At 57.0% G+C, this 15,554-nt stretch carries 19 protein-coding genes and 1 tRNA gene; 4 read left to right on the forward strand and 16 right to left on the reverse strand.

What is annotated here, in order from left to right:
- The first annotated feature begins 24 nt into the window (after window positions 1-24).
- Window positions 25-561: a flagellar basal body-associated FliL family protein gene (locus ASF29_RS11710; protein ID WP_062450857.1), complete on the forward strand. Its 537-nt coding sequence runs from the start codon at window positions 25-27 to the stop codon at window positions 559-561.
- Window positions 558-1,295 (forward strand): flagellar type III secretion system pore protein FliP, encoded by a 738-nt coding sequence (gene fliP / locus ASF29_RS11715; RefSeq protein ID WP_062450858.1) that lies wholly within the window; start codon window positions 558-560, stop codon window positions 1,293-1,295. The genes ASF29_RS11710 and fliP overlap by 4 nt, the downstream gene beginning before the upstream one ends.
- A gap of 269 nt (window positions 1,296-1,564) precedes the next feature.
- Here fliP and ASF29_RS11720 read toward each other — a convergent pair whose 3' ends face one another.
- Genes ASF29_RS11720 through flhA form a run of 6 tightly spaced genes read right to left on the reverse strand, consistent with a single transcriptional unit; the run spans window position 1,565 to window position 6,328 of the window.
- Entirely contained in the window at window positions 1,565-2,095 is a 531-nt protein-coding gene (locus tag ASF29_RS11720; protein ID WP_062450859.1) for a hypothetical protein, read from the reverse strand.
- Window positions 2,092-2,457, reverse strand: coding sequence for a hypothetical protein (locus tag ASF29_RS11725; protein WP_062450860.1), 366 nt, complete (start codon window positions 2,455-2,457; stop codon window positions 2,092-2,094). The genes ASF29_RS11720 and ASF29_RS11725 overlap by 4 nt, the downstream gene beginning before the upstream one ends.
- 20 nt (window positions 2,458-2,477) lie before the next feature.
- The gene (locus tag ASF29_RS11730) at window positions 2,478-3,032 is read right to left on the reverse strand and encodes a rod-binding protein (RefSeq protein WP_062450861.1); all 555 of its coding nucleotides are present in this window, start codon (window positions 3,030-3,032) and stop codon (window positions 2,478-2,480) included.
- A gap of 40 nt (window positions 3,033-3,072) precedes the next feature.
- A complete protein-coding gene (locus tag ASF29_RS11735) occupies window positions 3,073-3,480 on the reverse strand; it encodes a hypothetical protein (RefSeq protein ID WP_082453471.1) in 408 nt (135 codons plus the stop codon).
- A gap of 8 nt (window positions 3,481-3,488) precedes the next feature.
- Window positions 3,489-4,241: a flagellar biosynthetic protein FliR gene (fliR, locus tag ASF29_RS11740; protein WP_062450862.1), complete on the reverse strand. Its 753-nt coding sequence runs from the start codon at window positions 4,239-4,241 to the stop codon at window positions 3,489-3,491.
- The gene (gene flhA, locus ASF29_RS11745) at window positions 4,238-6,328 is read right to left on the reverse strand and encodes a flagellar biosynthesis protein FlhA (protein ID WP_062450863.1); all 2,091 of its coding nucleotides are present in this window, start codon (window positions 6,326-6,328) and stop codon (window positions 4,238-4,240) included. The genes fliR and flhA overlap by 4 nt, the downstream gene beginning before the upstream one ends.
- A 253-nt stretch (window positions 6,329-6,581) precedes the next feature.
- Between flhA and ASF29_RS11750 the strand changes: the two genes are divergently transcribed.
- Window positions 6,582-8,810: a DUF1217 domain-containing protein gene (locus tag ASF29_RS11750; protein ID WP_244473539.1), complete on the forward strand. Its 2,229-nt coding sequence runs from the start codon at window positions 6,582-6,584 to the stop codon at window positions 8,808-8,810.
- Between the two features lie 69 nt (window positions 8,811-8,879).
- Here the strand turns inward: ASF29_RS11750 and yacG are convergent, their stop codons facing one another.
- From yacG to ASF29_RS11795, 9 genes are all read right to left on the reverse strand, one after another.
- The gene (yacG, locus tag ASF29_RS11755; RefSeq protein WP_062450864.1) at window positions 8,880-9,095 is read right to left on the reverse strand and encodes a DNA gyrase inhibitor YacG; all 216 of its coding nucleotides are present in this window, start codon (window positions 9,093-9,095) and stop codon (window positions 8,880-8,882) included.
- 4 nt (window positions 9,096-9,099) lie between these two features.
- Window positions 9,100-9,723: a Maf-like protein gene (locus tag ASF29_RS11760; protein ID WP_062450865.1), complete on the reverse strand. Its 624-nt coding sequence runs from the start codon at window positions 9,721-9,723 to the stop codon at window positions 9,100-9,102.
- 30 nt (window positions 9,724-9,753) lie between these two features.
- Window positions 9,754-9,972, reverse strand: a complete 219-nt coding sequence (infA, locus tag ASF29_RS11765; protein WP_027673809.1) for a translation initiation factor IF-1 — start codon at window positions 9,970-9,972, stop codon at window positions 9,754-9,756.
- Between the two features lie 105 nt (window positions 9,973-10,077).
- On the reverse strand, window positions 10,078-10,557 hold the full coding sequence (locus ASF29_RS11770; RefSeq protein WP_062450866.1) for a low molecular weight phosphatase family protein: 480 nt from the start codon (window positions 10,555-10,557) through the stop codon (window positions 10,078-10,080).
- 2 nt (window positions 10,558-10,559) lie between these two features.
- The gene (locus ASF29_RS11775; protein WP_062450867.1) at window positions 10,560-11,033 is read right to left on the reverse strand and encodes a UPF0262 family protein; all 474 of its coding nucleotides are present in this window, start codon (window positions 11,031-11,033) and stop codon (window positions 10,560-10,562) included.
- Between the two features lie 3 nt (window positions 11,034-11,036).
- Complete coding sequence (hisD, locus tag ASF29_RS11780) at window positions 11,037-12,335, reverse strand: histidinol dehydrogenase (protein WP_062450868.1); 1,299 nt, start codon at window positions 12,333-12,335, stop codon at window positions 11,037-11,039.
- A gap of 151 nt (window positions 12,336-12,486) precedes the next feature.
- On the reverse strand, window positions 12,487-12,924 hold the full coding sequence (locus ASF29_RS11785) for a DUF2948 family protein (RefSeq protein WP_062450869.1): 438 nt from the start codon (window positions 12,922-12,924) through the stop codon (window positions 12,487-12,489).
- Between the two features lie 113 nt (window positions 12,925-13,037).
- Window positions 13,038-14,330 carry a UDP-N-acetylglucosamine 1-carboxyvinyltransferase gene (gene murA / locus ASF29_RS11790; RefSeq protein WP_062450870.1) on the reverse strand — a complete coding sequence of 431 codons (1,293 nt, stop codon included), beginning with the start codon at window positions 14,328-14,330 and terminating at the stop codon, window positions 13,038-13,040.
- A 181-nt stretch (window positions 14,331-14,511) separates the two neighbouring features.
- Window positions 14,512-14,736: a hypothetical protein gene (locus ASF29_RS11795; RefSeq protein WP_062450871.1), complete on the reverse strand. Its 225-nt coding sequence runs from the start codon at window positions 14,734-14,736 to the stop codon at window positions 14,512-14,514.
- Between the two features lie 154 nt (window positions 14,737-14,890).
- Between ASF29_RS11795 and ASF29_RS11800 the strand changes: the two genes are divergently transcribed.
- A tRNA-Thr gene (locus tag ASF29_RS11800) sits at window positions 14,891-14,965 on the forward strand.
- A gap of 246 nt (window positions 14,966-15,211) precedes the next feature.
- Here the strand turns inward: ASF29_RS11800 and fliQ are convergent.
- Window positions 15,212-15,478 carry a flagellar biosynthesis protein FliQ gene (gene fliQ, locus ASF29_RS11805; RefSeq protein WP_062450872.1) on the reverse strand — a complete coding sequence of 89 codons (267 nt, stop codon included), beginning with the start codon at window positions 15,476-15,478 and terminating at the stop codon, window positions 15,212-15,214.
- Window positions 15,479-15,554 lie beyond the last annotated feature (76 nt).

The following is a 15,554-nucleotide window of genomic DNA, read 5'->3' on the forward strand; positions in this document are numbered from 1 at the left end:
CCAAGACAGACGTTAGAAGCGATCATGAGCCTCACGACCATCGAACCTGCTGCTCCGAAAAAGCCATCCGTCATCGTGACGGCGGGTGCCATTGCCGTGCTCTCGCTTCTGGGCATCGGCGGCGGCTGGTTCGTCGGCAAGACCCTGCTGGTCCCGTCTGCGCCTGCTCCCGCGGCCGCCACACCGGCAGCACCCGCGCCGGACCATGCACCGGCCGCTGCCGAGGGTGGCCACGGCGCTCCGGCAGCCGGCGGCGAACACGGCGCAGCGGCTGCAGCTCCAAGCCTCATCCCGCTCGATCCCATCGTTACCAATCTCGGTTACCCCTCGGATAACTGGGTCAGGCTCGAAATTGCCTTGCAGTTCAATGGTCCGGGCGACACCAGTCTTGCCCAGGACCTGCATCAGGAACTGATGGCTTATCTCAGAACGGTTTCTCTCCAGCAGTTGCAGGGCCCGCGCGGCTTTCAATATCTTAGGGATGACCTGAGAGAAATCGTTGACCTCAGATCAAAAGGGCGCGTATCCAAGGTTCTCTTCAGAACCTTTGTGATAGAATGATTCGAAAACTTTTCCTTCTGCTGGTTATAGTCCTGACACCGGGACTTGCGCTCGCCCAACAAACGCCGGCGGATTTGCTCAATCTGCCGCTTGATGGGTCTGCAGCCTCGTGGATCATTCGCACATTCGGGCTTTTGACGGTCCTGTCGATCGCGCCCGGCATCCTCATCATGGTGACCAGCTTTCCGCGGTTCATCATCGCGTTCTCGATCCTGCGGTCTGGAATGGGCCTGGGAACGACGCCGTCCACCATGATCCTGACGAGCATGGCCATGTTCATGACCTTCTACGTCATGGCGCCAACATTCGAGCGGTCCTGGCAGGACGGTCTTCAGCCGCTGTTGCAGAACCAGCTCAACGAGGCGCAGGCGCTGGAGCGCGCCGCCGAGCCATTCCGTGGGTTCATGGTGGCCAACACCCGTCCCAAGGACCTTGCCCTTTTCGTCGACCTCGCCAATGAGCGCGGTCAGGAAACGATGAATGGCAACGTACCACAATATCGCGTTCTCATTCCCGCCTTCATGCTCTCGGAAATTCGCCGCGGTTTCGAAATCGGCTTTCTCATCATCCTGCCGTTCCTCGTCATCGACATGGTGGTGGCGACCATCACCATGGCCATGGGCATGATGATGCTTCCGCCGACCTCGATCTCGCTGCCGTTCAAGATCCTCTTCTTCGTTCTGATCGATGGCTGGAACCTGCTTGTCGGCTCGCTCGTCAGATCGTTCTATTGATCTGACGCCTTCATATGGCCGTCGAGATCACCGCAACGCTTGATCCATGCGTGATCTCAACACCGAACGAGTGACCGTTTCAGTCCCGTTGTCCCCACGCCTTCTCTCGCATCGTAGACCAGCACCCCTTATTTTCCGCCGAAGAGGGCCACACCCAGTGGTCTGAAATGAAGCTGTGGGCCGGGCGGATGGCGGGCAACACCGCAAAGAAGAACCGCCCGAACCGGCGTGATGCGGTTCGAGCGGTTGAATTCATGAAGCAGAACGGTTCAGTGACCGGAGCTGGCAGCCGCAGGTTTTGGCGGCTCGGGGTCTGTATCAACGACGATCTTGCGAGGCTTTCTATTGGGGTCCCGCGCCTCGATCTCCTCCTTGGAGATAAAGTCCATCTGCTGGATGAGAACCTGCTTGACCAACGGCTTTTCGAGCCTTGCGTTGAGCCCGTCCTTGATCTTCGTCTTGAAGCCGTTCACGTCGAATTTGTCGGCGTCCTTGACATCTACCAGCTTGTCGCCCACCAGAAGCGTATAAAGCTCGTCGGTCAGAAACGTCGGCACCGGAACGTTGACTTCCTTCAGCGCGTCTTCATCCACCTGGAGGCTTGCGCGCAAGAGGAAGTAACCGGAGACGCTGCCATCGGAAACAACGGGCAGCGTAACGGTTTCGCTCTGCACGAAATGCGGGGGGTGGACAACCTCAGCGGATTGATCCCCACCATGATTTCCAAAAGTCACGGCAGCATAGACGCCGCCGAGCGTTACGACGAGAATCCATATCCCGGTCGCGATCAGCTTGATCATTGCGCCCCGCTCGCAAACTGTTGCAGCGAATAGGTGCCGTCGTCTTCAGCACGCTTGGCCGCCGTCTTCAGCAGATCGACCACAGCCTTGACGGCATGGAGATTGGCTTCGACGCGACGGGTATTGATGGCAAGCTTTGCCTTGATGTCGAGGATCTGACGCTTGTGCGCTGCCGCAAGCTTTGCGCCGTCCACATCTCGCAACAGCATGCTGAGTTCATAAAGGCAGCGGCTTTTATGGGCATTGGACAATTTGAAATCGAAATCGGGGTCTTTGCCGATTCGCTGGTTTTCGTTGTCGATCACCGTTTCAAGACGGCCCAGAATGGCCTGTGCTCTGTAGTCGTTATTGACGATTTCCATCATTTTCAGCGCTCCGCCGCTTAACTTTCAGTCTTGTTGGTTTCGGCTACAGAAAATATGCGCCGCTGGAAGTCCGTCACCATGCTGACGGCAAGGCTCTTGCTATCTTCGTTCACACTGGTGGGTGCCTCGGCGTTGCGCACCTTCTGCATCGCCTGAGAATAGGCCTGCTCGGCAATGCCGATGCCGCCACGCTTGGAAACGGCATCCGCCATCTGCTCGGCCATCATGCTTTTCCAGAAGTCGCCCGCAGATCCCTTGCCGTAAACTTCTTCGCTTTCCTTTGGCATCATGTTCTGCAACATGGTCGACAGAACGCTGGCTTCGAACTTGCGATAGGTCTCGGGAATTTTCTCGTCGGACTTGATGTGGTGGATGTTGCCGACGCCTGCCTTGCTCGCAGCCGTGTCAATGCTGTTGATGGCCGATTCGAAGCCGGCATTGCTGGCCGTCAGAACCGATGCCTCATGGGTGGCGCTCACCGAGCGCAGTTTTTCCCGTGCCGCCAGAACCTGTGTCGGGTCCGCCGCATTCACAACATCAAGCACAAGATCGCTTGGAGGAGAAATGGCCACGTCGTCATCCTTTCCGTAATGATCGGATGACGATACCTGCCTAACCTTGCTGGAGGCTGGTGTCTTTCAGGCTCATCTGAAGATCGATCATCTCGTAGACGCTATTATCCTCGCGCACGCGCTGCTCGTCGGCGCGAGCGGCATCGCGCTTGTCTTCGAGGCGCTCGCCCTTTTTCGTCTCTTTCAGTACATGCTGTTCCTGCGCCTTCTCGATGGACTCCAGACGCACATCGCGCGACTTCAGCCTGCTGTGGCGGGTAACATAATGCTTGAGCATGTCCTGATGCACAGGATCGAGCGAGGTCAGATAACCGCTGAGCGAGTCGATCTTCTCCGCAAGCTCGTTGCGCTCACGGGTGGTGATGGCAAGCTCGTTTTCAGCCATCTGTTTCAGGTGTCCCTGCACCTTGACCAGGCGGCTGAGCTTCTTGGATTTCGAATCGTCCATCACTGACCTCACATATTCGCAAAGACACGAAAGAACCCGGTGACGAACTGGTTCACCAGTGCTGCAATTCCGAAGTAGAGCAGCAACAGACCGCCGCCCAACGCATACGGGGTGGATATGAAATAGACCGGTATCTGGGGAGCAAGCTTGTTGATCAAGCCAATGGCGACGTTGAAGAGAAAGCCGTAGAGAATGAAAGGACTGGCCACGCGCAGAGCGATGTTCATGGCGGCGACGAGCGTATCGGTGAGCGTGATCAGCATACGTTGCACACTGATCATGCCGCCCAGCGGGATGGAGCCGTAGGAATCCACGATGGCGCGAAACACCACATGGTGGAAGTCGAGGATGAACAGCAACAGAAGCACACCGTAGGACAGCATGCTCGCCAACTGGTTTTCCGAGGTGTCTTCCAGCACGTCCTGCGCGGGGGGGCCGGTGAAGGAAATGGCCGTACCCATGGCGGTCGCGGCAAACTGCATTCCCAGCACGTAAAGATGCGCAATCATGCCGAAGGTGGCGCCGACCAGTGATTCGAAGAACATGAACTTCAGGAATGTGATGCTGTCGGCTTTGACCACCGGATAGATGGTGGTCCACAACAACGGCAAAATCGCCATGGCAAGGGCCATGGCGAGCAACAGGCGGACCTGCATGGGAAGGCGAGCCGAGGAAAATCCCGGCATCACCATCAAGCAGGCGCCGATCCGACAAAATGCCAGAAACAGCGCCATAACCGTTCCCTGTGGGTCTGAGATCATGAGATCGAGCCGAGTATCTTTATTTCCGTGCCCTTGGCCAGTTCGACGTGTGACAGCACCGGCAGCGTGCTGAAGAGGCGTTCCGTAATCATGCGGACATAAGACCGGGTTTCAGGCAAAGTCACAAGTACGAATGGCAGCCCGACATCCATGTATTCACGGATAACTTTGCTTGCCTCGTTGGAGAACTCTTCCACCTGCCGCGGATCGATGTCGAATTCGATGACTTCACCCTTCGGATCGCGCTTGATGGCCTGCTGGAACACGACGTCCCACTTCGTGCCCAGTCTCAGCACCCGCAGAACACCGTTGTCGGAAAGGTCGCCACAAATCTGCTGCGCCATGCGGATGCGAACATGTTCAACGATCTGTTCGGTACGGCGAAGATGGGGTGCAAGTTCCGCCACGGCTTCGAGAATGAGGTGAAGATTGCGGATCGAGACACGCTCGGCCAGCAGCAGCTTGAGAATGGCCTGGAGGCCGGAATAGGACATGTGCGACGAGCAGATTTCATCCGCCAGTTTTTTGTATTCCGGATCCAGCCGCTCGATGAGAACCTTGACGTCCTTGTAGGACAACAACATCGGCAGATTGTTGCGGATGACTTCACTGACGTGGGTCAGCAGTGCCGAGATGTTGTCAATCGGATGGAAGCCCTCACGCTTGAGGTCTTCCACGAAGTGCTCGAGCACGGAGACGGCCGGCATGCCGAACGCTGGCTCGCGAACCTCGTCACCCGGAACAGACGGTCTGCGACCCTTGCCGGTGATGACGAGAACTTCGCCGACGCGCAAGGTGCTGGCCGCAACGGTCGTGCCGTGAATTCTGATCTGATAGGACTTGTCGGGAATAGCGATGTCGTCGGTGACCTTGATTTCCGGAACGACGAAACCGTATTGCGTGGCGAACTTCTTGCGCATCTTGCCGACGCGGAAGCCCAGTTCCTGATGCGCGCCCAAGAGCCGGGGCGAAACCTGCTTGCCCAGTGCAAGTTCGATTTCCGTGGTGCGCAGCGAGTTCTTGACGGTATCCTTTTCGGCTTCTTCCGTCTTGCTCGTCTGCTGTTCTTCCGCAACGCGCTCTGCGTCCTTCTGCTGCGCGATCTGCCGTGGAATGAACCAGGCGCCGAATGCCAGCAAGCCGCCCAGAAAGAAGAAGGGGATGAAAGGCAGGCCGGGAACGAGCGACAGGACGAACATCAGTCCGGATGCGACCGATAGCGCCTTTGGATAGCCGCTCAGCTGGTTGATGACGGCGGTGTCGGTAGAGCCCAGCGTGCCACCACGGGTGATGATCAGACCCGCTGCCAGCGAAACGATCAGCGCCGGCACCTGCGAGACGATACCGTCACCGACGGAGAGCTTCACGAACACGTCGGCGGCTTCGCCGATGGGCATGCCATGGCGGAAGACCCCGATGATGATGCCACCGCAAATATTGATGGCGGTGATCAGAAGACCGGCGACAGCATCACCGCGCACGAATTTGGACGCACCGTCCATCGCACCGTAGAAGGCGCTTTCTTCTTCGAGTTCGCGGCGACGAAGCTGTGCTTCCTTTTCGTTGATGATACCGGCAGACAGGTCGGCATCGATCGACATCTGCTTGCCTGGAATGGCATCGAGGGTGAAGCGCGCGCCGACTTCCGCGATACGCGTCGCACCCTTGGTGATGACGATGAAGTTCACCACGATGAGAATGAGGAAGACGATCAGACCGATAACGAAGTCGCCGGACATGACGAGGCTGGAAAAGCCCGCAATCACGCCACCGGCGGCATCATGTCCCTGGTTTCCGTGCGAAAGAATAACGCGCGTCGTGGCGATGTTCAGCGCCAGACGGATCATGGTCGAGATCAGAAGAATGGTCGGAAAAGACGAGAAATCCAGCGGGCGCTGGATCCACAGCGACACCATCAGGATCAAAACGGAAAAGGCAATCGAAAACGCCAAGCCCAAATCGATGACGAATGCTGGGATTGGCAGGAAGAGGATGCACAGAATGCACACGATGCCCACGGCAAACCCGACATCGCGACCGCGCGGGGCGACCTTCGGAAGGGGCAATATGCTGGTCGGCGCTGCCATTCTAACTCCATCTCTTCATGAGAAACTGTAGAAGCATTTCAGCCCTCCCCTCATGGGAAAGCCTGCCGACCCATTGGACAGAGATCGACGCCCCGGGTTTAAGCATCCAAGCTTGCGCGAGAGTGGATGGAATGGCGAGTATCGCCAATGCTGCAAAGATAGGTCTATGCGCGAGATTTAGGCTTTGGTTCACACCAATTCTGTAATATATTCGCGGCAAGTTATTCGCGCGATGAGAGCGTGCACGCAGGCCATGATTGACGGCCAAACCCTGCAAGGCTACCCGATGGCGACGATTTCCACCTATGCAAGTTATCTGACCGTGAACCGGGATTTGAAGTCATCGCTGTCTACGGTGGCCAATCAATCCTCGGTGGCCAAGGATACAGCCTATTACAAGGAAAACATCGGCAAGGTCACGACCGTCGATGAGTTTCTCGGCGACTACAAGCTTTATTCCTATGCGATGAAGGCCTATGGCCTTGAGGACATGACCTACGGCAAGGCCTTCATGCGCAAGGTGCTGGAGAGCGACCTTACTGACAGTTCCAGCTTCGCCAACTCGCTGACCGACAAGCGTTATGTTCAATTTGCCGAGGCCTTCAATTTTGCCGGTGACAAGAAGGTCGCGCAGAATTCCGCCCAGTCCACCAGCCTGACCGACGCCTATAGCGCCTCCTTTGCTGCGGAGGAAAAGTCACTGAAGGACGATGCGACCTATTTTGCCAGCAAGATAGGCACCTTCACCAGTGTCGACGACCTGCTCAAGAACAGCAGGCTGCAGACCTATATGCTCGACGCCGTCGGCCTTGATTCAGAGTTCGTTTCCAAAAGCTACCTGAAACAGGTGCTGACCAGCGATCTGGACGACGAGAACAGTGTTGCCAACCAAGCCAAGAACAAGGCATGGAAGACACTTGCGGAAGCCTTCAATTTTAATGCCGATGGCACGCTCGACACTGGCGTCAGCGCACAGACGGCGGATCAGACCGAAGATCTGAAACTGGGCTATATCTTCAAAAAATCGACGTTCAACTCAGACACATTGGCCGAAGCGAACAACCGCTATTTCGAGAAGAATGTGGCGAAGGTCACGACGGCTACAGAACTGGTCTCAGACAGCCGCATGCTGGCTTATGTCAAGACGGCGTTCGGCCTCAACTCCATCATGTTGCCCAGCAGCGTCGCCAGCCTCATGTCGAGTGAAAGTTTTGCGACGAACTACGGCAATACGGCTTTGCTGGACAAGTTCAATTTTCAAACGGACGGAACGCTGGCCAATGGCGACACGCCGCAGACGGCGACCCAGACCTCTGATGTTGCCAAGCTTTACGACACGGCCTTTTCCGCCGACCAGTCCACAGCAAGCGATGCCGCCGTTGCCAATTACAAGACCCGTATCTCGAGTTTCGAAAACATTGATGATTTCTTCGTCTCGAACAAGAAAGACAAAGATCAAAAGAATAACGACGTGACCGAGGTTTGGGACGTGGCGCTGAGAGCGTTCGGTATAGATCCTGACGAAGTCAGCGCTTCAGAGTTGAAGCGTGTTCTCACCAGCGATGTGTCCGACAAGAAGAGCTACGTCAATTCGCTGAAAGACGAGCGTTTCGTGGAGCTCAACAAGGCTTTCAACTTCACCGCCGACGGGCAGTTGAAGGCACCGGTTCTGGCACAGTCCGAAGCCATGACCGACAAGCTGGCGGATGATTACAAGGCCAGCCAGCTGCGCACATTATCGGGGCAAGCTAAAAAGACGGCGACTACGAAGGCCGACACGGAAATCGAGTATTACACGGAGCAGATGAAATCGATCAAGACGGTGGCCGATCTTCTGGCCGACAGCCGTCTGACGGATTTCATGCTCGTGGGTAGCGGCATCGACCCGAAAAGTGTCGAGACTGCCGATCTCAAGAAGATGTTTGCCTCCGATCTTTCCGATCCGAAGAGCTTCGTCAACACGCAGGAAAATGGGGCCTTTGCCGAGCTTGTCGGCTCCTTCAACTTCGATGCCAAGGGGGAGCTAAACCCCGAGACCGTGAGCGGCGGACAGCAGCGCGGTGCGCTTCTGGAAACGACCAATCAATATTTCCGTCAGACGCTGGAAGAGCAGCAGGGCGAAAGCAATGCGGGCGTACGCCTCGCGATGTATTTCGAACGCATGGCGCCGACCATTACCAGCGCCTATAGCTTCCTCAGTGATGACGCCCTGTTCCAGTTCTTCAAGACCAGTTTCAGCCTGCCCAGCACCATCGCCAACATGGATGTGACCAAGCAGGCGGAAATGGTCAACAAGTTCGTAGACCTGAAGCAGCTTCAGGATCCCGATTACGTCAGCAAACTCCTCAAGCGCTTTACCGCGCTCTACGACGTCCAGAACAACACTGCTTCGTCTCCATCGCTCTCTATTCTTACGAGCAGCAGCGGAACATCGATCAGCGCCGATACGCTTCTGGCAGTGGCTCAATTGTCCGCCAGATGAGGAAAAGGCCCGAATCCTGCGATATCGGGCCTTTATCAAGGTTGGTAACAATATCCGCATCTGACGGTGTCAGTAGTCCTCATCGCCGCGGCGTCGCTCTTCCGTTTCTTCCGCATTGCGCTCATCATCGGCAACGGGAATGGCGTATGAGCCTTTCAGCCAGCGCGAAAGATCAAGAGAGCGGCATCTGTCGGAACAGAACGGATAATCCTCGCGGGTCGAGGGTCGTTTGCATTCCGGGCAAGGCTGTGTCTTGCGCAACGGAGTGACGGTGGAATCTGTCATGATATCAACCTTCCTGCCAGGCGGAAGCCACCTCAAAACCTTCACCGGCCAGAAGCGACACCGTTTCATAGAGCGGTAGCCCGACGACGTTGGTGTAGGAGCCCGTCAATTTCTGCACGAAGCAACTGGCGATGCCCTGAATGCCGTAAGCGCCTGCCTTGCCGCGCCATTGGCCCGACGCGATGTAGTTTTCGATTTCGTGCTGGGAAAGACGCTTGAAACGCACTTTGGTTTCAACCACCTTCTGGCGTACCTTGCCGCTGGGGGTCATCAGGCAAACGCCGGTATAGACCCAGTGACTGCGCCCGGACAGAAGGTGAAGCGCAGCAGACGCGTCTTCGATATATTCGGCTTTGCCGACGATACGCCGACCGACGGCGACAACCGTATCGGAACCCAGGACATAAGCGCCCTTCCAGGCGAGTTCACCCTTCACCGCCTTGTAAGCGGCTTCGGCCTTGCTCAGCGAAAGCCGACGGCAGAGCGTGCGCGGGTGTTCGAGCCTGGCGGGTGTCTCGTCGATATCCATCGGCATCAGACGTGCAGGCTCGATGCCTACCTGATGCAACAGCTCAAGACGGCGGGGCGATCCGGAAGCCAGTATGAGCTTTTGTTTTGCGTCTGTCATGGTCTGCCAGTCGTCCGATCAGCCGGGCGATTACTTGAAACGATAGGTGATGCGACCCTTGGTCAGATCGTAAGGCGTCATTTCGACAAGCACCTTGTCGCCCGCCAGAACGCGGATACGGTTCTTGCGCATGCGGCCAGCCGTATGGGCGATGATTTCGTGTTCGTTTTCCAGCTTCACGCGGAACGTGGCATTCGGCAAAAGTTCGGTCACGACGCCCGGAAACTCGAGGACTTCTTCTTTGGTCATATAGGGTTTTTCTTCCTGTTGATATTGCCGGACTGAACAGTCCGGGAAAATTGCGCGGAAACTACACAATCGCCGCACATTTGTGAACCTAAATTGTCATTCGTTTTAAAGTGTCTCGGAAAATGGCTTCGCGCGTTGCGGAAGGCGCTCCGAAATCAATGTTTTCAGGTGTTCCCGCACCTCTCGGTATGCGTCCAGTATCTGATCACGCGTGCCGGTGGCGACAGTTGGATCCATCGTCGGCCAATAGACCACATCAAGCGCATTCGATCGTGTCAATTCGAGCGCCGTGTGATGGGCTTCCGGCGTCAACGTGATGATGAGATCGAAGAAATCATCCTCGATTTCATCCAGCGTTCTCGGCTTGTGTTTGCCGAGCGTCAGTCCCGCCTCATCCAGCACCGCATCGACGAAAGGGTCACGCTCTCCTGCGCGCACCCCTGCCGATTGGATGTAGATGCCGGGAGCAACGAGTTGTTTGGCGAGAACCTCGGCCATGGGAGAGCGGATCGAGTTCATGCCACACATGAACAATATGGCGCGCGGGGCCTTTTCTTTCAAGTCGAGCACCGCCGGATCCTGCATGCCTAGCCCCGCCAATAGAGCACACAGACAAGCGTAAAGAGACGCCGGGCAGTATCGAAATCCACCTTTATCTTGCCGGACAAACGGTCCATCAATGTTTGGGAACCGTCATTGTGAATACCGCGCCTGCCCATGTCGATGGCTTCGATCTGGCTCGGCGTCGAGGACCGGATCGCCTCGTAATAGCTTTCGCAGATCATGAAATAGTCTTTGATGATCCGGCGAAACGGTGTCAGCGACAAAATGTGGGTCGCGACCGCCTTGTCGTCCTCCGTGTTGATCGCAAAGACCAGCTTTGAATCAACCAGCGAAATATTGAGCTTGTACGGCCCGCCGACATGCCCCACCGGTTCAAAACAGTTTTCTTCGATAAGATCGAAAATGGCGACGGCGCGTTCGTGTTCGACATCAGGGGTGGACCGGCCGATGCTTTCGTCCAGAACCACGTCGCAGAGTCTGAAAACGCTGTCGGCCATCTCTCATCCTTCCAGATTGAGACGGATGGCGACAGAGCGGGCATGCGCATCCAGCCCTTCGGAATGGGCAAGGGTTATCGCTGCCGGAGCCAGTTGCCGCAGCTGATCGGGACCCAAACGCAGGATCGATGTGCGCTTGACGAAGTCCAGCACCGACAATCCGGACGAGAAGCGGGCAGACCGTGCGGTCGGCAAAACGTGGTTGGAGCCGCCGACATAATCGCCGATGACCTCTGGCGTGTGGCGACCGACGAAGATGGCGCCCGCATTGCGCACGCCTGCCATCAAAGCATCGGGATCGTCCACCGCCAGTTCGAGATGCTCAGCGGCGATGCGATTGGCGAGGGGAACGGACTTGGAAAGATCATCTACCAGAATGATCGCGCCGAAATCCCGCCAGCTGGCCGTCGCCGTCTTCGAGCGGGACAGCAGCGTCAATTGCCGTTCCACGGCCTGCTCCACTGCCTTGCCGAGATCGGCATCATCGGTGATCAGAATGGACTGCGCGCCCTCGTCATGCTCCGCCTGCGCCAGAAGGTCTGCGGCCAGCCATTCCGGGTCGTTATTCCCGTCTGCAATGACGAGCACTTCGGATGGACCGGCAATCATGTCGATGCCGACAGTGCCGAAGACGTGCCGCTTGGCAGCTGCGACATAGGCGTTCCCAGGCCCGACAATCTTGGCGACTGGCGCAATCGTCTGGGTGCCATAAGCAAGTGCCGCCACGGCCTGAGCGCCACCGATGCGGTAGATTTCCTCGACGCCCGCTATGCGCGCTGCCGCCAGCACTGCCGGGTTTATGGTGCCACCATTGGCTGGAACGACCATGACGATACGCTCCACGCCGGCAACCTTGGCAGGCACGGCATTCATCAGCACGGAGCTTGGGTAGCTTGCGGTACCGCCCGGCACATAAAGCCCGACAGCTTCGATCGCCGTCCACCGCGAACCGAGACCCACTCCGATATCGTCTTCGTAAATATCATCCTTGGGCATTTGCCGCGCATGGTGCTTTTCGATCCGCGCCGCCGCAAGCTTCAGGGCGTCCAGAACAGCCGGTTCGACCTCGGCAATCGCCGCATCGATTTCCGCAGCCGTAACCCGCATGGAGGTTCTGGAGAAATCGAGCTTGTCGAACTTGAGAGAGTAATGGGCCAGAGCCTCATCGCCACGTTTGCGGACATCATCGATGATATCGCGCACGACCGCGTTAACGTCCTCGGATACTTCTCTCTTCGTCGTCAGGAATGCCGCGAAAGCCTGTTCGAAATTCGCCGACGCCTGCTCCAGCCAGATTGCCACGTAACCTACCCTCTTAAGGCCCCGTCCACCGGGCGGGGCGAATGCTTTTGGCCTGCACGTTTGCACGTGCGCTTCTGGGTATGTGGCATAAATCGAAACAGGCGGGCAAGGCAATTCCCTGTCCGCCTGGATTATAAGAGCGTGTTGAAAATCAGTCTTGCGGATGCTGAGGCTTCGACACCGTTTCCCAGCCACCGCTGACATCGGTCAATTGTGCCTCGATGCACTCCACATCAAGCGCGATTGCGCCACCGCCAGACAGTGTCAGTTCAACGGTGCCTTCCGGGCCTTCGCCGTTCTGGGTAAACTGAATGGCAAGCAGGGACAGCACCTGCTCCTTGTTGCCGCGATCAAAACCGTAGGAACGGACGTTGCCCACCCTTTTCACGGCAAGAACGCTGCGGCAACGCTCAGGCGACTGGCCTTTCCTGCTGACGCTTTCCCAGACGAACCGGTTGGCCGAAACAAGGAACTGGCCGCTTCTGCGATCGAAAGAGGCGTCTTTCAGCTTGAAGACGCTATCCTGCATGTGTGTAGAGATGATGGAGAGATCCTCCCCATCCAGCGCCATCAATTTAAGGCCGCTCATCGTGTCTATGTCCTCTTTGCGCGGGCAAGCCGCTTATGTCCAATATCTGATATGGAGATAGGCAGTCGAAGACCGCTCTACAACCAGCGGACTTCGATGAGGAATGGCATCGATCAATCGCTGACGCGTTCGACCTGCGCGCCGCAACGGTTGAGCTTTTCTTCCAGCCGCTCGAAACCACGGTCAAGGTGATAGACGCGCGACACCATGGTCTCGCCTTCCGCCACCAGCCCGGCGATGACCAGCGACACCGAGGCGCGAAGGTCCGTCGCCATGACCGGTGCACCCTTGAGACGCGAAACGCCTTCGATGCGTGCCATCTGGCCGGACAGCGAAATCTTCGCGCCCAGACGTGCAAGTTCCTGCACGTGCATGAACCGGTTTTCGAAAATGGTTTCCGTGATGTGGGATACACCCTGTGCCCGCGTCATCAGCGCCATGAACTGCGCCTGAAGGTCCGTGGGAAAGCCTGGGAAAGGCTCTGTTACGACATCTACGGGGTGAATGCCATTGCCATTGCGCACGATGCGCAGGCCTGTGTCGGTCTCGGTGATGGTCGCGCCAGCGAGCTTCAACGTTTCCAGGGCATTATCGAGCAGCGAGGCGCGTGTGCCTTCCAGAACGACATCGCCGCCGGTCATGGCAACGGCCATGGCATAGGTGCCGGTTTCGATACGGTCCGGCAGGACGCGATGGCGCGCGCCGGAAAGCGAGGTCACGCCTTCGATGGTGATGGTGGATGTGCCTGCGCCATCGATCTTTGCACCCATGGCCTTGAGGCAATCGGCGAGATCGACGACTTCCGGCTCGCGTGCGGCATTGTGAATGACGGTGGTGCCGCGTGCCAGAGATGCGGCCATCAACATGACATGCGTTGCACCTACGGAAACTTTGGGGAACGTGTAGGTCGCGCCGACGAGACCGCCGGAGGGGGCGGTCGCGTTGATGTAGCCGCCATCGATCTCCATGTTGGCACCGAGTGCCTCTAGGCTCTCGATGAAAAGATCGACGGGACGTGTGCCGATGGCGCAGCCGCCGGGCAGCGATACGCGTGCCTTGCCCTCACGCGCCAGAAGCGGCCCGATGACCCAGAAGCTTGCACGCATCTTGGAAACCAGCTCGTAGGGTGCCGTTGTATCGACAATAGTACGGCAGGTGAAATGCAACGTACGGGAATAGCTTTCACTCTGGCTTTCACGACGGCCGTTGACCGAAATATCGACCCCATGGTTACCCAGAATACGGATGAGCTGCTCGACATCGGCCAGATGCGGTACGTTTTCCAGCGTCAGGGTATCGCTCGTCAGCAGCGACGCGATCATCAACGGCAAGGCCGCGTTCTTGGCGCCCGAAATGGGAATAATGCCGTTGAGTTCGTTCCCGCCGGTAATTCTGATGCGATCCATACGTCCCTACGGGCTTTAGCCCGCCTTTCCTGAGTGCTTTGGAACGGAGGGCCTCTCCAGCCGATCCGGTCTATGATATCTTATGACATGGTCTGAACGGCGCGCCTGCCGCATGATCTCGTTTAGATTATGCAGTAGAGGAAACGCCTTACCATTTCAAATTTCTGATGAATCTCTTTTGTCAGCACGATTCGTCCGTTTTTGCGGCAGGCAAACCGATTGTTTCGTCCGCCTCTCCCGCCCGCCGGGCGCGCGCCTGCTGTTTGCGGCGGGCAAGGTTTTCCCGCAGCTTTTTGGCCGCCCGCGCCTTGCGTTCGGCCTCCTGCCTTTTGGCTCTGTCGCCCGGACCATTCTGGCCCGATGACGCTGCCGAATGATCGGTTAAAACATCGTGATCTTCGTCCATGACCGCATCACTAGCTGAATTTCAGGCTTTTCAACAGCCCCCGCCGATTTTTGCCCCCATGAATGACGAAGTCTGAAATTGCGGCTTGCACTCGTCATAAACCTATGGCAATAGGCCCCCAACTTGATGTCAGGCAACTGCTTCGACGTCGGATGCTGCGGTAGCTCAGTGGTAGAGCACTCCCTTGGTAAGGGAGAGGTCGAGAGTTCAATCCTCTTTCGCAGCACCATTTCATTTCATCATTCGAGAATGAATTGTACCGGATCGAAGGCCGTGAGTGTCCGCCGCTTTCGATCTCACGTCACTCAGAAAATGCAGTAAAAACAGAGGGTCGTAGATCAAAGGTACTCTGCCGCATCGCCCTGTGGGTCTGCAGTCCTTCCAAGCGTGATGCCAAGGTCAAATATGTCATGAGAGAGCAACCGCGTATTGCGTGCTGGAAAGCGTCAAGCCCGCTGCGATGTTTGCCGAAAGCCTAGAACCCGGATTGCACGCGGGAAAAAACCATATTCGTGAACATGGCGATCTGCGCGCCGACGAAGGGCGCAGTGATGCCGATTGCTACCATGACCGCAATGATCTTCGGGACGAAGGTGAGCGTCATTTCCTGGATTTGCGTCAGCGCCTGAATGAAAGCGATGATGATGCCGACTGTCATGGCTGCAAGCACGGCAGGGCCAGAGGCGATCAGGACGGTCCAGATCGCATTCTGCATAATATCGAGAGCGTCGGCCTCGTTCATCTCAGTCCGCTCGGGGTAATCGGCGTCACGAAGCCGAAGAAAGTCTCAAAGTTTCAGTGACGCCGTTTCCGTCTAT

Source organism: Rhizobium sp. Leaf262 (genome assembly GCF_001422245.1).
Lineage (GTDB): Bacteria > Pseudomonadota > Alphaproteobacteria > Rhizobiales > Rhizobiaceae > Agrobacterium.